Raw genomic sequence first — 21,456 nt, 5'->3', positions numbered from 1 at the left:
CGGAAATTACAGTTTCGTCGTTCGAACCATCAGGTCGTCCAGACCTCGTCCAAGACAGCGGAGAGTCCGCACTGCCGCTTGACAGTGCGCAGGTAGGCCGGATGACTCGTACGGGCCACAAGGAACGCGCACGAGGAAGTCAACTCCCGTAACTAGGTGTAACCTTAAGCTGGCGTGTGTCGTTTGTTGCTCAATGCACACCAGGGGGACCTTGGGTGGGGGAAGAGCTACTGCCGCGCAACCATCAGTACAAGGTTGTGCGCGAAGCCCTTGAGGAGATCATGTCCGCCGGCGGCTGGTCACTCCACAAGGCCGGCCACTGGGGCAGTCTCATCTGTGACGCCGGCTGCCACCGCATCCCCGTCAGCGGCACGCCGCGAGTCGCGGAGCGGCACGCTCGCGACCTGCTGCGACTAGCGAGGACCTGCCCACTCCCGGACGATGATCCCCGAAGCAAGAAGCGATCTGTGGCTTGACATCGCGCTTCACGAGCCGGTATCGGGGTAGCATGGCGTTGACAGCCGTCAACAGGTTAATCGACCAGAGGGGGAGCGCCGATGACGACCTACGCACTCAGCTTTGAGGTGCAGCCGCCGTGCGACGTGGCTGCTGTCGAGGCAGCGTTCTACGAGCACTTCGACGGAACAGTCGCTGATTCCTTCGGGCGCTTTCTCATCACTATGTACATGGACGGCCACGACAACGGAGAGAGCGCCGCAAAGAGTGCGGCGATGGAGCTCCAGCGCAAGCTCGACGTCGTGGTCTGCCGCATGGACCGCGACCTGGTTGATGCCTCGGAGATCGCTCGCCGCACCAACCGCAGCAGGGAAAGCATTCGCCAAATTATTCACGGTGAGCGCCACAAGCGGGAAGTGTTTCCAACACCGCTGGGCGCCCCCAATGGAAAAAGAATTTGGGAATGGGGCGTTGTCAACGAGTGGCTTCATCGAAACATCTCGGGAAGCGGCGACCCTGAGCGTTACCTCAGCCGGGAGGAAATGGCCGTCGTAGACGCATGGCTTGTTCGATGGGGCACGATTCCCCAAGAGCAACACGTGCGCTCTGAATTCTACGAGATCACTGCAGCGCAAATGGTGAACACCCAGTTTCAGCGCTCCAGGGCATCTCATCGCCCGGGTGTCGACTGGGTTTCCTCCTGGAATATGCGGCGCCAGACGCAGACTGAATCGCTAGCTTCGCGAAGTGCTGGTTGAGGCGGAACACTATGCCTTTCGTTCTAGACGTGGCAGAAGATGAGCAGAAGCAGGCACTCAGTGTGGCCAAAAAAGCTCGCCTCTCGGGCATTAGGGTTCTTGAGATGCATGCGAAGGTGCTCGACGCGGAAGCTGCTGATGAACTCCAACCGCTGGAGGAGCTCTCGACGAAGCTCACGGTGGGACGTTCGGAGGACCGCTTGCTATACCGTTTCGAACACGATCTCACCATCAAGGGCTCGGGCGGCAAGGATGCCCTGCAAATTGGCCTCCATGTGGGTGCCCTCTTCGACTTTCCAGAAGAGGGCACTCCAGACGGAGATACGAGCGAGGAAGCGCTTGCCGCATTTGGGCGAACCACCGTACAATTTGCGGTTTACCCCTATGTGCGCGCAACGGTTTCAGATCTGGCAGCCCGTTTGGGCTGCGGTCCGGTCACGCTAGACCTACTAGTCTTGCAGTAGGGGGCAGGAGGCCCACTGCACGGGCCGGAACGTTGTGGCGTCCTGCACCACGGGTCTACTCAACCGCCTGGAGGGCGTCAGGGACGCGGCCGTACGCCAGCACGCCGCGCGCAGGGCGGCTCGTACGGCGCGCTGGCGAGCTCCATGGGCGTCACCCGAGCCGCCGCCCAGTCCCGGCGCGACACCTTGCTGAAGAAGGACCCGAGCGAGATGGAGAAGTGGGCCACGAGCAGCAGCTGATTCCTGCAGCGGCGCCGTGCAGCAGACGAGCAGCACCGCTCGCTGCCCGCGCGCAAGCACCGTGCAGCGGGATGCAGCAGCGCCCTGGACCACCTGGTGGTCCAGGGCGCTGCATGGGTGCTCGGGAGGCCCTTACGCCTCAACGTACGCGACGATCGTGATCTGCCGAAGGGCCGTGGCGTAGTAGATGACGCGGACGCCGTCGATGTCGTCGACGTAGTCGCGCAGCAGGGTGTCGGGCACCGGAGTGCCCAGCTCGGGGTTGACGCTGATCGCGACGATCGCGCGGTCCAGGCGGTGCGTCTCGGCCGCGGTCAGCTTCTCCAGCTGGCTCAGCGCGGGCTCCACCAGGACGACCTGGGAGCGGCGCGGTGCGTGCTCAGGCGACACGGGGCTGCTCGCCGGCGAGGCGCTCCAGGTGGGCGTCGCGGGCTTCCTCCCACAGCACGCCGGACTCTGCGGTCGGGTAGCCGTGCTCCGCGATGTCCTCGAGGACGGGCCTTGACCCCGGTTCCTGGGCACGGGTTATGCGGCTTGCGTCAGCGTAGTTGATGTCGTTCGGAAGGTGTTCTCGTAGGCGATCGGACTGCGGTGTCCGAGGCGGGAGTGACGGCGTCGGGTGTTGTAGCGGTTCAGCCAGCGGAAGGCGTCGAGGCGGGCCTCGCCCTCGGTGGACCAGCGCTTTCGACCCTGAAGCGTCTCGCGTTTGAACGTCGCGTTAAAGGACTCGGCGAGCGCGTTGTCCGCGCTGGAGCCGATCGCGCTCATGGACTGGCGGACGCCTGCCGTGCGGCAGGCGTCGGTGAAGGCCCGGCTGGTGTACTGGGCGCCGTGATCGGTGTGCAGGACCGCCCCGGCGAGGCCGCCGCGGGTCCGCTCGGCGGCGGCCAGGGCGTCGGTGACGAGGTCGGTGCGCATGTGGTCCGCGATCGCCCAGCCGGCAAGACGCCGTGAGGCGAGGTCGATGACGGTGGCCAGATAGAGGAACTTCCCGCCGTCCAGCGGGAGATAGGTGATGTCGCCGACGTACTTCGTGTTCGGCCTGCTTGCGGTGAAGTCGCGGCCGATGAGGTCTGGGGCCTTGGCCGCGGCCGGGTCGGCGACAGTGGTGCGGTGTCTGCGGCGCAAGCGCACGCCCGCCAGACCGGCACCCCGCATCACGCGCGCGATCCGCTTGTGGTTGACGCGCTCGCCCGCCTCGCAAGCTCGGCGGTGATCCTGGGGACGCCGTAGGTGCCGTCCGACTTGTGGTGCACGGCCCGTATCCGGGCGGCGAGGCGGGCGTCGGCCGCCTGCCGGGCGGCCCGGTCCGCAGCGGTGCGGCGCCAGTAGTAGAAGCTGGAGCGGGCGATGCCGAGGATGGTGCACAGCCGCTTCACGCCGTAGCGGCGGTGGTGGTCGGCGACGAACTGGAAGCGGTTCACCAGCGCGTCTCCCCGGCGAAATACTTCGCCGCCTTCCGCAGGATCTCGCGTTCCTCCTCCAGCTCGCGGACCTTCTTGCGCAGAGCGGCGTTCTCCGCCTCCAATGGCGTGGGCGGCTCGGCCGGCACCTCGGCTCGGCGTCCCCGGGGCCGGCTCGCACCAGCGGCCCGGACCCAGTTCCGCAGGGTCTCGGGATTGATCCCCAGATCGGCAGCGACCTGCCTGATCGTCACTTCGGGCCGCGACTGGTACAGCGCGACCGCGTCCGCCTTGAACTGCGGCGGATAGTTCTTCATGACCACGAGATGTCCGTTCTCAGATCCTCAGGATCCAGTGTCTCGTGTGTCCAAGATCAGGGGTCAAGGCCCGACCGAGGCGAGGACGTCGACCCGGGCGCGTTGGTCGGCGGCGTAGGCGCGGACGGACGCGGCGGCGTTTTCATCGATGGGCTGGCGGTCGGGGGCGGGCGTGGGGGCCGGCTGCTCGCTCATCCGGGGCTCCTGGCTGTCATCTGGCGTGTGTCACCACGGTATCGCCGGGTCGGGGTACTCCGGGACAGTACGGGCAATCGCGCCTTGCCTATTGGATCAGTCCGGCTCGGGTCGCCCATTGGTGAAGGTCACCGCAGGTCGGGGAAAGTTTTCGGGACCGTTCTGTGAGAGTGACCAGCGCTCGATGCAGTTCCCTGCTGAGGTAGAAGAGCCAGTGGCTGCCCTGACCGCTGACTTGGTAAGAGAGCAGGCGAAAGGCGGCGACGGCCTCCTCTTCGGCGCCGTCCGCACGGCGGTTTGGCAGGCCGGCCAGGATCTCGTAGTCCTGTCGGCTGACCGCGGCCTGGGCTACGTCGCTCAACGGCGTGGCGTGGAGGGTTTCTATGCTGGCTGGCCTTCCCGCCGCGACGGCGTCAGCAGTCACCGCCCGCATGGCCGCCGAGGCAAAGATCGCGAACAGCTTCTCGCCCTGCTCGCTGTCGATCCCCCGCTCGCGGAAGGAGTCGTGGCGCCTGGTCTGGCGCCACGACTCCTGGTCCACCAGAGGGAGGATGCACTGCCCCAGCAGTACACACTCGCGCCACACCGTGTCACCGCCACCGCTGGGTTCCACTGGTACGTCAACTCCCTCGCCGCATAGCCGGAGGACCTGTTGTGGGACGCGCTATCGGTACAACCCGACAGCAGGCTCGTGCGTTCCTTACGCGCAGGGCACGTAGAGGACAGGACTGTAGGCCCGACCCGTCGACGTGCCGCCGCCGTAAGCCACGATGGTGCCGAGAGTGAAGGAGCGCCAGGCGGTGTTGGGGTCACCGGGATGGCTCTCGCAGGTGGCCGAGGCGCTGCTGGACCTCAGCGGGGGAGGGCAACTGTACTGGCGGGGGCCGGAGCCTCCGGTCATCCAAGTGCCGGAGTAGTTGTTGTAGAACTCCACGTCCACCTCGCTGTTGCAGGAGGCGGGGGATCCACCGGTGCAACTGGAGATTCCACCGGTGCCGATGATGCGGGTACCGCTCAGGTTGGGCTTGTTGGCGAATATCTCGCAGGTGACGGCTACAGCAAGTGAGGGATCGTCAACGGTCACCAAGACCTTGGGCGGTCCCGGGTTGGGCGGCGGCGCCGCCTGTGCAGCGGGGACTGCCGTAGCGAATAGCGCAGCGCAGATACTTGCCGCAGCCACTAAGGATCTTGAGCGCATGAGCCCTCTCCTTCTCTCCGCCCGCAGCCCGGCCATGTATAGACCAAGGGGGAACGAAGGTCCGACCGTAGGGCCGGAATGTGCACCACAGCAGGCCCATTTCAGGACAACGGCCACTAGCTGCTCAGTGCTGCGTCCGCCGGCGGGTGCGGGGGCCTGCTGGTGTTCATCCGAGGCTCTTGGGGGTGTGTTTGGTAACGCCGGGGCATCCACCGACTGACGGAAGGTGACGGGTCGGGGCTCTGTTCTGACGCCACCCGGAAGTTGTATGTGTCGGGCAGGCTCCTCCGCCCGTAAGACGGGCAGAGGAGCCGCGGCGGTTGATGTCTTCGGCGGGTGCGTCAAAGCGGGAGATCCGAGCACGCCACAGAGACGGCCTGGGGCCAGCGAGACTTCGTAGGGCGACAATCCACGGCCGCCTGCCCCTTTGTCGTCAAAGAGGGAATCTCGCCCCGGCCGGCCCTACAGCACCGGCAGCGACTTGCGCAGCTCGAAGGCCGTCACCTGGGAGCGGTACTCCTCCCACTCCTGCCGCTTGTTGCGGAGGAAGAAGTCGAAGACGTGCTCGCCGAGGGTCTCGGCGACCAGGTCGCTGTGCTCCATCAGGGCCAGGGCCTCGCCCAGGTTCTGCGGGAGCGGCTCGATGCCCAGCGCGCGGCGTTCGGCGTTGGACAGGGCCCACACGTCGTCCTCGGCGCCCGGCGGGAGCTCGTAGCCCTCCTCGATGCCCTTGAGGCCGGCGGCCAGCAGGACCGCGTAGGTCAGGTACGGGTTGGCGCCGGAGTCGATGGAGCGGACCTCGACGCGGGCCGAGCCGGTCTTGCCGGGCTTGTACATCGGGACGCGGACCAGCGCGGAGCGGTTGTTGTGGCCCCAGCAGATGTAGGACGGGGCCTCGCCGCCCGCGCCCGCCGTGCGCTCCGAGCCGCCCCAGATCCGCTTGTACGAGTTCACCCACTGGTTGGTGACCGCCGAGATCTCCGCCGCGTGCCGCAGCAGGCCCGCGATGAAGGACCGGCCGACCTTGGAGAGCTGGTACTCCGCGCCCGACTCGTAGAAGGCGTTGCGGTCGCCCTCGAAGAGCGAGAGGTGCGAGTGCATGCCCGAGCCCGGGTACTCCGAGAACGGCTTCGGCATGAAGGTGGCCTGCAGGCCCTGCTCCAGCGCGACCTGCTTCATGACCAGGCGGAACGTCATGATGTTGTCGGCGGTGGACAGCGCGTCGGCGTAGCGCAGGTCGATCTCCTGCTGGCCGGGGGCGCCCTCGTGGTGGGAGAACTCCACCGAGATGCCCATCGACTCCAGCATCGTGATCGCCTGGCGGCGGAAGTCCATACCGATGTTCTGCGGGGTGTGGTCGAAGTACCCGGAGTTGTCGGCGGGCGTCGGGACCGTGCCGTCGACCGGCTTGTCCTTCAGCAGGAAGAACTCGATCTCCGGGTGCGTGTAGAAGGTGAAGCCCAGGTCGGAGGTGCGGGCCAGGGCGCGCTTGAGGACGTAGCGCGGGTCCGCGAAGGACGGCGAACCGTCCGGCATGAGGATGTCGCAGAACATGCGGGCCGTGCCGGGCGCCTCCGCGCGCCAGGGCAGGACCTGGAACGTGGACGGGTCCGGCTTGGCGATCATGTCGGACTCGTAGACCCGCGCGAAGCCCTCGATCGCGGAACCGTCGAAGCCGATGCCCTCGTCGAATGCCTGCTCCAGCTCGGCCGGGGCCACGGCCACGGACTTGAGGAAGCCCAGCACGTCCGTGAACCACAGGCGTACGAACCGGATGTCGCGCTCCTCGAGCGTCCGGATCACGAACTCCTGCTGCTTGTCCATCTTCCGCTTCCCCATCCTTGCTGGTCACGCCGCCTGTCTCCGGTACGGCGGAAGGCGGTCGGGCACCTGAGCATCACACCACAGGACCATTTCGTACGCGTTGCGGAGCCCGATCGGCCGGCCGGCCCCGGCCGATACGGATGCCGGCCGTGTGCACCGCTCACCCGCAGCGTAGAGGCCGCGTGTTCGATCGGGCCATTCCTGCGGCCCCGCGGCGTCGGATCATGCGACATCCCTACGAAAGACCCCGCCCGCACCATTACGATCAGCGCACTCACCGCCCCCCTTTCCCGGAAGGCACACCCCATGGGTTCCGCCAAGAAGAGCAGCAACACGGCGCGGCAGGCGCGCATAGCGGAGATGCGCCGCGCCGAGGAGGCCCGCGACCGCCGGAACCGGATCCTGACCATCGGGATCAGCACCCTGGTCGTCGCCGGTCTCGTCGTCGGCGGTGTCGTGCTCGTGCGCTCGCAGACCGACGACTCCGGCGACACGGCGGCCACCGACTCCAAGACCTCCGGCTCGTTCGTCTCCGGCTCGGACGGTGTGCGCTCCTGGAAGGGCACCCTCTCCCGCAACCACGTCGCCAAGAAGGTGACGTACCCGGTCGAGCCCCCGGTCGGCGGCGACCACAACCAGGTCTGGATGAACTGCGACGGCGACGTCTACACCAAGCCGCTGAACAACGAGAACGCCGTGCACTCGCTCGAGCACGGCGCGGTCTGGGTGACCTACACCGACAAGGCGCCCAAGGCCGACGTCGATGCGCTGGCGGCGAAGGTGAAGAAGACCCCGTACTCGCTGATGAGCCCCGACGACAAGCAGAAGGACCCGATCGTGCTGACGGCGTGGGGCCACCAGCGCACCGTGACGGGCGCGAGCGACCCGAACGTTAACGCGTTCTTCGAGAAGTACGTCCAGGGCGAGCAGACCCCCGAGCCGGGCGCCGCCTGCACCAACGGACTGGCGCAGTGAAACCGAAGCGGGCCGGCTGGATCGCGGGATCAGCCGCGGCGGCACTCGTCGCGGCCGGTGCCATCACCTACGCGGTCGCCGGCGACGACGGCGGGGACGCCACCCCGTCCGCCGCCTCGGCGGACGCCGGGTTCGCGCGGGACATGGCGGTGCACCACCAGCAGGCCGTCGAGATGTCGTACGTCGTGCGGGACCGCACCGAGGACGAGGAGGTGCGGCGGCTCGCCTACGACATCGCGCAGACCCAGGCCAACCAGCGGGGCATGCTGATCGGCTGGCTCGACCTGTGGGGGCTGCCGAAGGTGTCGTCCGACCCGCCCATGACCTGGATGGGCATGGGCGACATGCCGTCCGCGGGGGAGGGCTCGCTGATGCCCGGCATGGCCACCGACGCCGAGATGAAGAAGCTCGCAGGCCTGAGCGGCAGGCCGGCCGAGGTGTACTACCTCCAGCTCATGACCGAGCACCACAAGGGCGGCGTCCACATGGCCGAGGGCTGCGTCGCCCGGTGCACGGTCGGGGTGGAGAAGCGGCTGGCCCGGGGGATGGTCGAGTCACAGGAGTCGGAGATCCGGCTGATGGCCGACCTGCTGGTCCAGCGCGGCGCCAAACCGGAGGCGTGACCCGGGGAGCACGGACGAGCCCGCCGCGCGCCCGGCACGCCCGAGCCCGCCCCGTGCCCGGCACGGTCGAGCCCGGCCCTCGTGTCCCGGCACCGTCGAGCCCGGCCCCGTCGAGCCCGGCCCCGTCGAGCCCGGCCCCGTGCCGAGCACGGCCCGGAGTCGGCGGCCGGAGACGCCGCGGGCGCCGCGTCAGCGCTGCCGCTTCAGGTCCGTCAGCACCTGGTGCAGCGGCTCCGTCTGCCGGCGCCGGTACTCCTGGATCGCCCAGCCGTTGCCGTCCGGGTCCGTGAAGTACATGAACGTCGCCCCGTCGTCCGGCGCGTACCGCACCGGCTCGGACACCTCCAGGCCGCGCCCCACCAGTTCCGCGTGGGCCGCCTTGATGTCGGCGACGCACAGCTGCAGACCCTGGTACGACCCGGGTTCCGGCCGGGTCCGGCCCTGCGCCATGTCCCAGATGGCGTCACCGAGGGCGATCGAACACCCCGAGCCCGGGGGCGTCAGCTGGACGATCCGCATCCCCGGCATCACCTCCTGGTCTATGTCGACGTGGAAGCCGACCCTGTCCCGGTAGAAGTCCCGGGCGCGGTCGATGTCCGTCACGGGCAGCGGGATCACTTCGAGGGTGAAGTCCATGCCCTCACCGAAGCCGATAACCGCCCACCGCGCCACCGAAAGAGCGGAACTCCCCGCACGGCGGCGACCGGATCGCGGACGGCACGGCCCGCACCCTGCGCCTCCCCGCCGCTCCCCGGTTACGCTCAGGCCGTACGACCTTGATCCGACGGGGCCGGTCCCACCGGCCCCGCAGGTCCGACAGGAGGCCGAGATGACGGCGCCGGGGCGCAGGAGCAGTACCTTCACGCGACTGCTGCGGCACGGCTTCACCGATCCCTCGGCCGCCGAGCGGCTGCTGGACGGCATCGAGCTGACACCGGTCCGCAACGACCCGGTCCTGCTGGAGGCGCTGGGCGCGACCGCCGACCCGGACCTCGCCCTGCACGGCCTGGTCCGGCTGCTGGAGGCACAGCCCGACCCCACCGCGCGCCAGGAGCTGCTGGACACCCTGATAGCGGCCAAGCCGCTGCGCGACCGTCTCCTCGGCGTGCTCGGCGCCTCCGAGGCGCTCGCCGACCACCTCGCCCGGCACGCCGGCGACTGGCAGGCCCTCGTCACCTACGAGCCGCGCGACCTGCACCGGGGAGTGGCGGAGTTCGAGCAGGGCCTCGCCGGGGCCACCGACCCCGTCTCCCTGCGCGTCGCCTACCGGCGCTGCCTGCTGTCCATCGCCGCCCGCGACGTGTGCGGCACCATCGACGTCGCCGAGACCGCCGCCGAGCTCGCCGACCTCGCCACCGCCACCCTGCGCGCCGCCCTCCGGCTCGCCGAGGAGGACGCGCCCGAGGACGCCGCGCTGTGCCGGCTGGCCGTGATCGCGATGGGCAAGTGTGGCGGACACGAGCTGAACTACGTCTCCGACGTCGACGTCATCTTCGTCGGGGAACCGGCCGGCGAGGCCGACGAGACCAAGGCGCTGCGGGCCGCGACCGGACTGGCCTCGCACATGATGCGGATCTGCTCCGAGACGACCGTCGAGGGCTCCATCTGGCCCGTCGACGCCAACCTGCGCCCCGAGGGCCGCAACGGCCCGCTGGTGCGCACCCTCAGCAGCCACCTCGCCTACTACCAGCGCTGGGCCAAGACCTGGGAGTTCCAGGCGCTGCTCAAGGCCCGCCCGGTGGCCGGCGACCCGGCCCTCGGCGGCGAGTACGTCGCCGCCCTCCAGCCCCTGGTGTGGCAGGCCGCCGAACGCGAGAACTTCGTCGCCGACGTGCAGAAGATGCGCCGCCGGGTGGTGGAGAACATCCCCGTCGCCGAGGTCGACCGCCAGCTCAAACTGGGGCCGGGCGGCCTGCGCGACGTCGAGTTCGCCGTGCAGCTGCTCCAGCTCGTGCACGGGCGGGCCGACACGTCGCTGCACAGCGGCACGACGCTGGACGCGCTGAAGGCCCTCGCCGCGGGCGGCTACGTCGGCCGGGTGGACGCCGCTCAGCTCGACGAGGCCTACCGCTTCCTGCGCTCCATGGAGCACCGCATCCAGCTCCACCGGCTGCGGCGCACCCACCTGGTGCCCGAGGAGGAGGCCGACCTGCGGCGTCTTGGCCGTTCCCTCGGCCTGCGCAACGACCCGGTCAGCGGGCTGCTGCGGGAGTGGCGGCGGCACGCGGCCGTCGTACGCCGACTGCACGAGAAGCTGTTCTACCGGCCGCTGCTCGACGCGGTCGCCCAGCTCGCGCCGGGGGAGACCCGGCTGCGCCCCGACGCGGCCCGCGAGCGGCTGGTCGCCCTCGGGTACGCCGACCCGGCCGCCGCCCTGCGGCACCTGGAGGCGCTGGCCTCCGGCGTCACCCGCAAGGCCGCCATCCAGCGGACCCTGCTGCCGGTGCTGCTGGGCTGGTTCGCCGACTCCGCCGACCCTGACGCGGGCCTGCTCAACTTCCGCAAGGTCTCCGACGCGCTCGGCAAGACGCCCTGGTACCTGCGGCTGCTGCGGGACGAGGGCGCGGCCGCCGAGAACCTCGCCCGGGTGCTGTCCGCCGGGCGGCTCGCGCCCGACCTGCTGATGCGGGCGCCCGAGGCGGTGGCCCTCCTCGGGGACGGCGACGCCGGGGGGCTGGCGCCCCGCGGACGGGCCCAGCTCGAGCAGGAGGTGCTGGCCGCGGTGCGCCGCGCGGACGGCGTGGAACAGGCGGTCACCGCCGCGCGCGGGGTGCGGCGCCGCGAGCTGTTCCGCACGGCCGCCGGCGACATCGTCGGCTCCTACGGCACCGAGGCGCAGCCCGCGGAGGCTGACCAGGGCGCGCTGGTGGACCGGGTCGGCGCCGCTGTCTCGGACCTGACGGCGGCGACGCTGGCGGGCACCCTGCGGGCCGTGGTCCGCGAGGGCTGGGGCGACACCCTGCCCACCCGGTTCGCGATCATCGGCATGGGCCGCTTCGGGGGGCACGAGCTGGGCTACGGCTCGGACGCGGACGTCCTGTTCGTGCACGAGCCCCGCGACGGGGTCGGCGAACGGGAGGCCGCGGACGCCGCGAACAAGGTCGTCGCCGAGATGCGCCGGCTGCTCCAGGTGCCCAGCGCCGACCCGCCCCTGATCATCGACGCCGGCCTGCGGCCGGAGGGCAAGTCCGGACCGCTGGTGCGCACGCTCAAGTCCTACGAGGCCTACTACCGGCGCTGGTCGCTGGCGTGGGAGTCGCACGCGCTGCTCCGGGCCGAGTTCGTCGCCGGCGACGAGGACCTGGGGCGGCGGTTCACCGAACTGGTCGATCCGCTGCGGTACCCGGCGCAAGGACTCACCGAGGAGGCCGTACGGGAGATCCGGCGGCTCAAGGCCCGCATGGAGTCCGAGCGGCTGCCGCGCGGCGCCGACCCCAAGCTGCACGCCAAGCTGGGGCCGGGCGGCCTGTCCGACGTGGAGTGGACCGTGCAGCTCACGCAGCTGCGGCACGGCCACGCGGAGGCGGGCCTGCGCACCACCAGGACCCGGCAGGCCCTCGCGGCGGCGTGCGAGGCGGGGCTCGTCTCCGAGGAGCACGCCGCGACCCTCGACGAGGCGTGGGTGCTGGCGACACGCGTGCGCAACGCGGTGATGCTGGTGCGGGGACGGGCCGGCGACACGTTCCCGACCGACCCGCGCGAACTGGCGGCCGTGGGCCGCTACCTGGGACACGGCACCGGCCACGCGGGCGACATGCTCGACGAGTACCGCCGCACGGCCCGCCGCGCCCGCACGGTGGTGGAGGAGCTGTTCTACGCGTGACGGGGCCCCGACCGCGCGCAGGGGGGCCTACGGCGCGCGGCCCGCGCACCGGCGCCCCGCGCCGCTACACCCGCCCGGCCGCCCACGCCCTCCGCCGCGCCCCGCTCCCCGGCACCACCCGGGGCAGCGCGTACGGCAGGCGCCCGTACCAGACCCGGGCCACCGCGTAGCCGAAGGCCAGGCACAGCAGGCCCCCCACCGCGTCCAGCCAGAAGTGGTTGGCGGTCGCCACGATCACCACCAGCGTCAGTGCCGGATACACCAGTCCCAGCACCCGGACCCACGGCACCGACGCCAGCGCGAAGATCGTCAGCCCGCACCACACCGACCAGCCGATGTGCATCGAGGGCATCGCGGCGTACTGGTTGGACATGTTCTTCAGGTCACCGGACGCCATCGACCCCCACGTCTGGTGGACCATCACCGTGTCGACGAAGTTCCCGCCGTTCATCAGGCGGGGCGGGGCGAGTGGATACAGGTAGTAACCGGCCAGGGCGACACCGGTCGTGGCGAACAGGACCAGACGGGTCGCCGCGTACCGGCCCGGATGACTGCGGTACAGCCAGACCAGCACACCCAGGGTCACCACGAAGTGCAACGTGGCGTAGTAGTAGTTCATGCCGACGACCAGCCAAGTCACCGAGTTGACGGCGTGATTGACCGTTTCCTCCACGGCGACGCCGAGCTGCTGCTCGACCCGCCAGATCCAGTCGGCGTTGCGCAGTGCCTGACCGCGCTGCTCCGGCACGGCGTTGCGGACGAGCGAGTACGTCCAGTAACTGAGGGCGATCAGCAGGATCTCGAACCACAGGCGGGGCCGGCGCGGCCTGCGAAGCCGGCGCACGGGTCCCCGCCCCGTCTCCTCCGTGACGGGGTGCGAAGCGCCCTCTTCGCGGCGCTCCGAAGTCCTCACGGTCGCGTCACCCATAGGCATGAAGTCTGCCAGAAAAGCCCTTTCCCACCGATCATCCCCCAGGCGGGTCCGGGCCGCACCCGGTGCCTCGGGGTGAGATCAGGGCCGGTGCCGCTCGCCCGGCGCCGAGGCCGTCGAGCCGCGCACCACCAGCTCCGGCATGAACACGAACTCGCTGTGCGGCGCGGGTGTCCCGCCGATCTCCTCCAGCAGGGTGCGCACCGCCGCCTGCCCCATCGCGGGGACCGGCTTGCGGACGGTCGTCAGCGGCGGGTCGGTGAAGGCGATGAGCGGGGAGTCGTCGAAGCCGACGACCGAGACGTCCTTGGGCACGTCCAGGCCGCGCTGCCGGGCCGCCCGTATCGCGCCCAGCGCCATCATGTCGCTGGCGCAGACCACGGCCGTGCAGTCCCGCTCGATGAGCGAGGTGGCCGCCGCCTGGCCGCCCTCGAGGGTGTAGAGGGAGTGCTGGACGAGTTCCGTCTCCACGGTCCGCGCGTCGAGGTCAAGTTGCTCCTGGACCGTGCGGACGAAGCCCTCGATCTTGCGCTGCACCGGCACGAACCGCTTCGGGCCGAGGGCCAGCCCGATGCGGGTGTGGCCCAGCGAGACGAGGTGGGTGACGGCGAGGCTCATCGCGGCGCGGTCGTCGGGCGAGATGAACGGCGCCTGCACCTTCGGCGAGAAGCCGTCGACCAGGACGAACGGCACGCCCTGGGCGCGCAGCCGCTCGTAGCGCTCCATGTCGGCGGTGGTGTCGGCGTGCAGTCCGGAGACGTAGATGATGCCGGCCACCCCGCGGTCGACCAGCATCTCCGTCAGCTCGTCCTCGGTGGAACCGCCCGGGGTCTGGGTGGCGAGGACCGGCGTGTAGCCCTGGCGGGTCAGCGCCTGGCCGATGACCTGGGCCAGAGCCGGGAATATCGGGTTCTCCAGCTCCGGGGTGATCAGGCCGACCAGGCCCTCGCTGCGCTGCCGCAGCCGCACGGGGCGTTCATAGCCCAGGACGTCGAGGGCGGCGAGCACCGACTGCCGGGTGGTGGCGGCGACGCCCGGCTTGCCGTTGAGGACGCGGCTGACCGTCGCTTCACTCACGCCCGCCTGGGCGGCGATGTCGGCAAGCCGTGTGGTCACAGGGCTGGACTGTACCTGCCGGATGGCGCCTTGCACACCGACCGGGCGCCGTGGGCGGCCTGTTGGACGGCCCGGCGCGGGCTGCTGCGTCATCGCGCTCCCTCGAAGAAGTGATGGCAAGAGCTTGCAGAGTCTTGCACAACCGGCCGGATACCGCTCGCGCCCTGTAAACAAGCGTCTCGTGGCGGTCGCCAGGAGGTCACGCGCGGATAACTTCGGAGATGTCTTGCACTTTTTTGCAGCAAGACCTTTCGCCGCGCTTACATCGCTGTTACGTTCACGTCGCCCGACGGCAGCAACGGCGCGTCGGTGACGGCAGGAGCGGCGGACGGGCCCGCGACCCTGCACCACACGGGCTTTCACCCTCAAGGAGAACTCATGCGGCGTGGCATAGCGGCCACCGCTCTGGTGGCGTCCCTCGCCCTCGCGGCGACGGCGTGCGGCGGGGACGACAGCGACAGCGAGTCCGGCGGACCGGTCACCATCACTTACTGGGACACCTCCAACGCGACCAACGAGGCGCCGACCTACAAGGCCCTGGTCAAGGAGTTCGAGGCCGCCAACAAGGGCATCAAGGTCAACTTCGTCAACGTGCCGTTCGACCAGGCGCAGAACAAGTTCGACACCGCCGCAGGCTCCAAGGGCGCCCCGGACGTGCTGCGCTCCGAGGTCGGCTGGACCCCCGCCTTCGCCAAGAAGGGCTTCTTCCTGCCGCTGGACGGCACCGAGGCCCTCGCCGACCAGGCCAAGTTCCAGCCCAACCTGATCGAGCAGGCCAAGTACGAGGGCAAGACCTACGGCGTGCCGCTGGTCACCGACACGCTCGCCTTCGTCTACAACAAGGCGCTGTTCGAGAAGGCCGGCGTCCAGGCCCCCAAGACCTGGGACGACCTGAAGAAGGCCGCCGCCACCATCAAGGACAAGACCGGCGTCGACGGCTTCTGGGGCTCCACGGCCGGCTACTACGCCCAGCCGTTCCTGTACGGCGAGGGCACCGACACGGTCGACGCCGACGCCAAGAAGATCACCGTCAAGTCGCCCGAGGCCCAGAAGGCCTACGGCACCTGGCTGAGCCTGTTCAACGGCAAGGGCCTGCACAAGGCCGACACCACCGCCGACGCCTACGCGCACATCCAGGACGCGTTCGTCAACGGCAAGGTCGCCTCGACGATCCAGGGCCCGTGGGAGATCACCAACTTCTACAAGGGCTCGGCGTTCAAGGACAGGAACAACCTCGGCATCGTCACCGTCCCGGCCGGCTCCGCCGGCAAGGCGGGCGCCCCGACCGGCGGCCACAACCTGTCGGTCTACGCCGGTTCGGACAAGGCGCACCAGGAGGCGGCGCTGAAGCTGGTCAACTTCATGACCTCGGCGAAGTCCCAGGAGACCGTCGCCCTGAAGAACTCCACGCTGCCGACCCGCGACGACGCCTACACCGACAAGGTCAAGGCCGACCCGGGCATCGCCGGCTACCAGACGGTCCTGCCCGCCGCCCAGCCGCGCCCGGCCCTGCCCGAGTACAGCTCCCTGTGGGGTCCGCTGGACGACGAGCTGCCCCAGATCGCCGGCGGCAAGAAGTCCCTCGGCGAGGGACTGGGCGACGTCGAGACCGCGATGACCAAGCTGGTGCCGGACTTCGGCAAGTGATCCCGCGTGGCCGCCGGGTCCCCCGCCCAGGGGGGAGGGGATCCGGCGGCCACCGGCCCACGCGTCGTACCCCTTGATCTTCCTGCTGCTCCCGAAGGTGTCGAACCATGACAGTCGCCATCGACCGCGCGACCGGCAAGCGCCGCGGTGACCGCACCCCGCGGCCCGGCCTCGGCCGGCGTCTGAGAGACGGATACCAGAAGCACTGGTACGCCTACGCGATGATCGCGCCGGTGGCCGTCGTGCTCGGCGTCCTCGTGCTGTACCCGCTGGTGTACGGCCTCTACCTCACGCTGACCGACGCCAACAGCCTCAACTCCGCGCGGACCATCGGCGTCAACCACATCGATGCCACCTACAAGTTCATCGGCCTGGACAACTACGCCGACATCCTGTGGGGACCGACGGCGTACGACCGGTTCTGGTCACACTTCATCTGGACGATCGTGTGGACGGCGCTCTGTGTCGGCCTGCACTACTTCATCGGTCTCGGCCTCGCGCTGCTGCTCAACCAGAAGCTGCGCGGACGCACCTTCTACCGGCTGGTCCTGGTCCTGCCGTGGGCGGTGCCGACCTTCGTCACGGTCTTCGGCTGGCGCTTCATGCTCGCCGACAGCGGCATCATCAACTCCGCGCTCGACGCGCTGCACCTGCCGACGCCGCTGTGGCTCGAGGACGTCTTCTGGCAGCGGTTCGCCGCGATCATGGTCAACACCTGGTGCGGTGTGCCGTTCATGATGGTCTCGCTCCTCGGCGGCCTCCAGTCCATCGACGCCAGCCTGTACGAGGCGGCCGAGATGGACGGCGCCAACGCCTGGCAGCGCTTCCGCTTCGTCACCCTGCCGGGGCTCAGGTCCGTCAGCTCCACCGTCGTCCTGCTCGGCATCATCTGGACCTTCAACCAGTTCGCCGTGATCTTCCTGCTCTTCGGCAACACCGCGCCGGACGCGCAGATCCTCGTCACCTGGGCGTACCAGCTCGGCTTCGGACAGCAGCCGCGCGACTTCGCGCAGTCCGCCGCCTACGGCATCCTGCTGCTGGCCATCCTGATCGTCTTCACCTCCTTCTACCGCCGCTGGCTGAACCGCAATGAGCAGCAGCTCGCGAACTGAGGCAGGAGCCACCATGACCACCACCACCGTGCCGGCCGGCGCGCCGGCCGACCAGGCCCCCGCCCCCGCCGCGCCGAAGCGACGGGTGCGCGGCCGCAGCGAGCGCAGCCGCACCGCGTCCCTCGTCTCCCACGGCATCCTGACCGTCGCGAGCCTCGTCGCCCTCTTCCCGATCGCCTGGCTGGTCTACCTGTCCCTCGGTCCGGACAAGGACGACTACCTGCACCCCGGCGGCATCTGGTCGAAGATGACCTTCGACAACTACGCGTTCGTGCTCCAGCACACGAACTTCTTCGACTGGCTGAAGAGCTCGCTGATCGTCTCGCTGGGCACCACGGTCATCGGCGTCATGGTCGCCGCCACCACCGGCTACGCCGTCTCGCGGATGCGCTTCCCGGGCTACCGCAAGCTGATGTGGATCCTGCTGGTCACCCAGATGTTCCCCATCGCGGTGCTGATCGTGCCGATGTACCAGATCCTGTCCGAGCTCCAGCTCATCGACAACTACTTCGGTCTGGTCCTCGTCTACTGCTCCACCGCGGTGCCCTACTGCGCCTGGCTGCTCAAGGGATACTTCGACACCATCCCGTTCGAGATCGACGAGGCCGGCCGGGTCGACGGACTGAACCCCTTCGGCACCTTCTTCCGGCTGATCCTCCCGCTCGCCAAGCCCGGTCTGGCCGTCGCCGGCTTCTACAGCTTCATCACGGCCTTCGGCGAGGTCGCCTTCGCCTCGACGTTCATGCTGAGCGACACGAAGTACACCTTCGCCGTCGGACTGCAGAGCTTCGTCAGCGAGCACGACGCGCAGCGCAACCTGATGGCGGCCACCGCCGTCCTCGTCGCGATACCCGTCTCCGCGTTCTTCTACCTGGTGCAGAAGAACCTGGTGACCGGCCTCACGGCCGGCGGCACGAAGGGCTGACGACCGCCCCACCGACTCCCGCGCCTCACCGCGCGGGTGGCGGCCGCAGTGACCATCCGACCCCGCTGTCACCGCGGCCGCCTCGTCCCCCGTCGCCGGACCCCGCCACGACTCCATGACCCGAACCGCCCCGTTACGTACAAGGACGCCATGAGCCAGCAGCACTCCGCCGCACCGGCCCCCACCTCAGCCACCGCAACCGTCACGAGGCGCCGCGACTGGTGGCGCGACGCGGTCATCTACCAGGTGTACCCGCGCAGCTTCGCCGACAGCAACGGCGACGGCATGGGCGACCTGGAGGGTGTCCGCACCCGCCTGCCGTACCTGCGCGACCTGGGCGTGGACGCCGTGTGGCTCAGCCCCTTCTACGCCTCGCCGCAGGCCGACGCCGGCTACGACGTCGCCGACTACCGGGCCGTCGACCCCATGTTCGGCACCCTCCTGGACGCGGACGCGCTGATCCGCGACGCGCACGGGCTGGGCCTGCGCATCATCGTCGACCTGGTCCCGAACCACTCCTCCGACCAGCACGAGTGGTTCAAGCGCGCCCTCGCCGAGGGCCCCGGCTCCCCGTCTCGGGACCGCTACCACTTCCGCCCCGGCAAGGGCGAGAACGGCGAGCTGCCGCCCAACGACTGGGAGTCCATCTTCGGCGGCCCCGCCTGGACCCGCGTCACCGAGCCCGACGGCACGCCGGGGGAGTGGTACCTGCACCTGTTCGCCCCCGAGCAGCCCGACTTCAACTGGGAGCACCCGGCCGTCGGCGACGAGTTCCGCTCCATCCTGCGCTTCTGGCTGGACATGGGCGTGGACGGCTTCCGCATCGACGTCGCCCACGGCATGGTGAAGGCGGAGGGGCTGCCCGACCTTGGATCGCACGAGCAGCTGAAGCTGCTGGGCAACGATGTCATGCCGTTCTTCGACCAGGACGGTGTGCACGACATCTACCGGCAGTGGAGGCTCATCCTCGACGAGTACTCCGGTGAGCGGATCTTCGTCGCCGAGGCGTGGACCCCGACCGTCGAGCGCACCGCGAACTACGTCCGCCCCGACGAGCTGCACCAGGCGTTCAACTTCCAGTACCTGGGCACCCACTGGGACGCCGAGGAGCTGCGCACGGTCATCGACCGCACGCTGGACGCCATGCGCCCGGTCGGCGCCCCGGCCACCTGGGTGCTGTCCAACCACGACGTCACCCGGCACGCCACCCGCTTCGCCAACCCGGCGGGCCTCGGCACCCAGATCCGCCTGGCCGGCGACCGCGAGCTCGGGCTCCGCCGGGCCCGCGCCGCCACCCTGCTGATGCTGGCGCTGCCCGGCTCGGCCTACGTCTACCAGGGCGAGGAGCTCGGCCTGCCGGACGTCGTCGACCTGCCCGACGAGGTGCGCCAGGACCCGGCGTACTTCCGCGGCGCGGGCCAGGACGGCTTCCGCGACGGCTGCCGGGTGCCGATCCCGTGGACGCGCGCGGGGTCGTCGTACGGCTTCGGCGACGGCGGGAGCTGGCTGCCGCAGCCCGCCGCCTGGGGCGAGCTGAGCGTCGAGGCCCAGACGGGCGACCCGGGCTCGACCCTGGAGCTGTACCGGGCCGCGCTGGCCCTCCGCCGCGAGCGGGCCGACCTGGGCGCGGGCGACGCCGTGGAGTGGCTGCGGGCACCCGAGGGCGTCCTCGCCTTCCGGCGCGGTGAGTTCGTGTGCGTGGCCAACACCACCGGTGCGGCGGTGACCGTGCCGGTGTACGGCCGCGTGCTGCTGGCCAGCGGCGAGGTGACCGAGGCCGCGGGCGAGGCGACGGTGCCCGCGGACACGACGGTGTGGTGGACGACGGCCTGACGGCCGCCGCCCGACGGAGGTTCGGCAAGAATCTTCGTTCAATTGCGTACGGCCCGCTGCCCTTTCGGGCGGCGGGCCTTTAACATCTGCGTCACCGAAAACCTGCTGAAGCTTTCAGCAAGAGCCTTCAAAGAAGAAGGAACCCCCACATGGCACGCAGATTCCTCACGGGGGCCGTCGCCCTGGCAGCGGCCGCCCTTGTCATGGCCCCAACGAACGCGCAGGCCTCCCCACCCGGCGCGAAGGACGTCACCGCCGTCCTCTTCGAGTGGAACTTCGCCTCCGTGGCCAAGGAGTGCACCACCACCCTCGGCCCCGCCGGGTACGGCTACGTCCAGGTCTCACCGCCCGCCGAGCACATACAGGGCGGGCAGTGGTGGACCTCGTACCAGCCGGTCAGCTACAGGATCGCGGGGCGGCTCGGTGACCGCGCCGCGTTCAAGAACATGGTCGACACGTGTCACGCGGCCGGCGTCAAGGTCGTCGCCGACACGGTCGTCAACCACATGTCCGCCGGCAGCGGCACGGGCACCGGCGGTTCGTCGTACACCAAGTACAACTACCCCGGCCTGTACTCCTCGTACGACTTCGACAACTGCACCGGGCAGATCACCGACTACGGCGACCGCGGGAACGTCCAGAACTGCGAGCTGGTCGGCCTGGCCGACCTCGACACCGGCGAGGAGTACGTCCGCAAGACCATCGCCGGGTACATGAACGACCTGCTCTCCCTCGGCGTGGACGGCTTCCGCGTCGACGCCGCCAAGCACATCCCCGCCGCCGACCTCGCCAACATCAAGTCCCGCCTGACCAACCCGGGCGTGTACTGGAAGCAGGAGGTCATCCACGGCGCCGGCGAGGCCGTCCAGCCCACCGAGTACACGGGCAACGGGGACGTGCAGGAGTTCCGGTACGCCTACGACCTCAAGCGCGTCTTCAACAACGAGAACCTCGCCTACCTCAAGAACTACGGCGAGGGCTGGGGCTACATGAGCAGCGGCGTCTCCGGTGTCTTCGTCGACAACCACGACACCGAGCGCAACGGCTCCACGCTCAGCTACAAGGACAACGCCACCTACACCCTCGCCAACGTCTTCATGCTGGCCTGGCCCTACGGCGCCCCGGACGTCAACTCCGGCTACGAGTGGTCCGACTCCGACGCCGGACCCCCCAACGGCGGTCGGGTGAACGCCTGCTGGCAGGACGGCTGGAAGTGCCAGCACGCCTGGCCGGAGATCAGGTCGATGGTCGCCTTCCGCAACGCCGTGCGCGGCCAGGCGGTCACGAACTGGTGGGACAACGGCAACGACGCCATCGCCTTCGGCCGCGGCAACAAAGGCTACGTCGCCGTCAACCACGAGCCGGGCGCGCTGACCCGCACCTACCAGACCTCCCTGCCGGGCGGGACGTACTGCGACGTCCAGGGCAACAGGACCGTGACCGTGAACGGCTCCGGCCAGTTCACGGCGACGCTGGGAGCCAACACCGCGCTCGCTCTGTACGCGGGCAGAAGCGGCTGCTGACCGGCCGCTGAGCACGTGCCGTGCGCAAGGGCCGTGAAATTCCTTTCCGTTACTTTCACGGCCCTTGCCGCAAGACTTGCGTCGGCGCTACGG

The 21,456-nt window shown here is 69.6% G+C and carries 18 protein-coding genes and 1 pseudogene; 10 read left to right on the top strand and 9 right to left on the bottom strand.

All coding sequences use genetic code 11. The features are described from left to right. Positions 1-557 precede the first annotated feature (557 nt). Together AC0VYN_RS27960 and AC0VYN_RS27955 are read left to right on the top strand one after the other, a co-directional pair. Positions 558-1,214, top strand: coding sequence for a hypothetical protein (locus AC0VYN_RS27960; RefSeq protein WP_475533181.1), 657 nt, complete (start codon positions 558-560; stop codon positions 1,212-1,214). A 29-nt stretch (positions 1,215-1,243) separates the two neighbouring features. Next, positions 1,244-1,678: a hypothetical protein gene (locus AC0VYN_RS27955; protein WP_475533180.1), complete on the top strand. Its 435-nt coding sequence runs from the start codon at positions 1,244-1,246 to the stop codon at positions 1,676-1,678. 372 nt (positions 1,679-2,050) lie between these two features. On the opposite strand, the gene AC0VYN_RS27950 is transcribed toward AC0VYN_RS27955, so the two are convergent. From AC0VYN_RS27950 to glnA, 6 genes and pseudogenes are all read right to left on the bottom strand, one after another. Next, a complete protein-coding gene (locus tag AC0VYN_RS27950; RefSeq protein ID WP_475533179.1) occupies positions 2,051-2,308 on the bottom strand; it encodes a hypothetical protein in 258 nt (85 codons plus the stop codon). Between the two features lie 135 nt (positions 2,309-2,443). Next, positions 2,444-3,644 (bottom strand): annotated as a pseudogene (locus tag AC0VYN_RS27945) (IS3 family transposase). 57 nt (positions 3,645-3,701) lie between these two features. After that, positions 3,702-3,833, bottom strand: a complete 132-nt coding sequence (locus AC0VYN_RS27940; RefSeq protein WP_475533178.1) for a hypothetical protein — start codon at positions 3,831-3,833, stop codon at positions 3,702-3,704. An 88-nt stretch (positions 3,834-3,921) separates the two neighbouring features. After that, on the bottom strand, positions 3,922-4,374 hold the full coding sequence (locus tag AC0VYN_RS27935) for a hypothetical protein (RefSeq protein ID WP_475533177.1): 453 nt from the start codon (positions 4,372-4,374) through the stop codon (positions 3,922-3,924). A gap of 159 nt (positions 4,375-4,533) precedes the next feature. Beyond that, on the bottom strand, positions 4,534-4,917 hold the full coding sequence (locus tag AC0VYN_RS27930; protein WP_475533176.1) for a hypothetical protein: 384 nt from the start codon (positions 4,915-4,917) through the stop codon (positions 4,534-4,536). A gap of 576 nt (positions 4,918-5,493) precedes the next feature. Beyond that, positions 5,494-6,855 (bottom strand): type I glutamate--ammonia ligase, encoded by a 1,362-nt coding sequence (glnA, locus tag AC0VYN_RS27925; protein WP_475533175.1) that lies wholly within the window; start codon positions 6,853-6,855, stop codon positions 5,494-5,496. A 306-nt stretch (positions 6,856-7,161) separates the two neighbouring features. Here glnA and AC0VYN_RS27920 point away from each other — a divergent pair, with 306 nt between their 5' ends. Both AC0VYN_RS27920 and AC0VYN_RS27915 read left to right on the top strand, forming a co-directional pair. Next, positions 7,162-7,830, top strand: a complete 669-nt coding sequence (locus tag AC0VYN_RS27920) for a DUF3105 domain-containing protein (RefSeq protein ID WP_475533174.1) — start codon at positions 7,162-7,164, stop codon at positions 7,828-7,830. Continuing rightward, entirely contained in the window at positions 7,827-8,453 is a 627-nt protein-coding gene (locus AC0VYN_RS27915; RefSeq protein WP_475533173.1) for a DUF305 domain-containing protein, read from the top strand. Before AC0VYN_RS27920 ends, AC0VYN_RS27915 begins: the two co-directional genes overlap by 4 nt. A 189-nt stretch (positions 8,454-8,642) precedes the next feature. On the opposite strand, the gene AC0VYN_RS27910 is transcribed toward AC0VYN_RS27915, so the two are convergent. Then, positions 8,643-9,089, bottom strand: a complete 447-nt coding sequence (locus tag AC0VYN_RS27910) for a VOC family protein (RefSeq protein WP_385460633.1) — start codon at positions 9,087-9,089, stop codon at positions 8,643-8,645. A gap of 193 nt (positions 9,090-9,282) precedes the next feature. Between AC0VYN_RS27910 and AC0VYN_RS27905 the strand changes: the two genes are divergently transcribed. Then, positions 9,283-12,276: a bifunctional [glutamine synthetase] adenylyltransferase/[glutamine synthetase]-adenylyl-L-tyrosine phosphorylase gene (locus tag AC0VYN_RS27905; RefSeq protein WP_475533172.1), complete on the top strand. Its 2,994-nt coding sequence runs from the start codon at positions 9,283-9,285 to the stop codon at positions 12,274-12,276. A 64-nt stretch (positions 12,277-12,340) separates the two neighbouring features. On the opposite strand, the gene AC0VYN_RS27900 is transcribed toward AC0VYN_RS27905, so the two are convergent. Then, positions 12,341-13,204: a phosphatase PAP2 family protein gene (locus AC0VYN_RS27900; protein ID WP_475533171.1), complete on the bottom strand. Its 864-nt coding sequence runs from the start codon at positions 13,202-13,204 to the stop codon at positions 12,341-12,343. An 84-nt stretch (positions 13,205-13,288) separates the two neighbouring features. Then, positions 13,289-14,323 carry a LacI family DNA-binding transcriptional regulator gene (locus tag AC0VYN_RS27895; protein ID WP_385460642.1) on the bottom strand — a complete coding sequence of 345 codons (1,035 nt, stop codon included), beginning with the start codon at positions 14,321-14,323 and terminating at the stop codon, positions 13,289-13,291. A gap of 378 nt (positions 14,324-14,701) precedes the next feature. On the opposite strand from AC0VYN_RS27895, the gene AC0VYN_RS27890 reads away from it, so the two are divergent. The 5 genes from AC0VYN_RS27890 to AC0VYN_RS27870 all read left to right on the top strand — a co-directional run bounded on the left by AC0VYN_RS27890 (position 14,702) and on the right by AC0VYN_RS27870 (position 21,363). Continuing rightward, positions 14,702-15,970, top strand: a complete 1,269-nt coding sequence (locus tag AC0VYN_RS27890) for an extracellular solute-binding protein (protein WP_475533170.1) — start codon at positions 14,702-14,704, stop codon at positions 15,968-15,970. 107 nt (positions 15,971-16,077) lie between these two features. Continuing rightward, positions 16,078-17,082 carry a carbohydrate ABC transporter permease gene (locus AC0VYN_RS27885; RefSeq protein ID WP_451685655.1) on the top strand — a complete coding sequence of 335 codons (1,005 nt, stop codon included), beginning with the start codon at positions 16,078-16,080 and terminating at the stop codon, positions 17,080-17,082. Between the two features lie 13 nt (positions 17,083-17,095). Beyond that, positions 17,096-18,007, top strand: coding sequence for a sugar ABC transporter permease (locus tag AC0VYN_RS27880; RefSeq protein WP_385460650.1), 912 nt, complete (start codon positions 17,096-17,098; stop codon positions 18,005-18,007). A 150-nt stretch (positions 18,008-18,157) separates the two neighbouring features. Next, positions 18,158-19,840 (top strand): glycoside hydrolase family 13 protein, encoded by a 1,683-nt coding sequence (locus tag AC0VYN_RS27875; RefSeq protein ID WP_475533169.1) that lies wholly within the window; start codon positions 18,158-18,160, stop codon positions 19,838-19,840. A 149-nt stretch (positions 19,841-19,989) separates the two neighbouring features. Further along, positions 19,990-21,363 carry an alpha-amylase gene (locus AC0VYN_RS27870; protein ID WP_475533168.1) on the top strand — a complete coding sequence of 458 codons (1,374 nt, stop codon included), beginning with the start codon at positions 19,990-19,992 and terminating at the stop codon, positions 21,361-21,363. The last annotated feature ends 93 nt before the right edge of the window (positions 21,364-21,456 follow it).

Source organism: Streptomyces sp. 63XJN7_1_ISO-PGPR-S23-121 (genome assembly GCF_056173025.1).
This window is presented reverse-complemented; position numbering and strand designations above follow the sequence as displayed.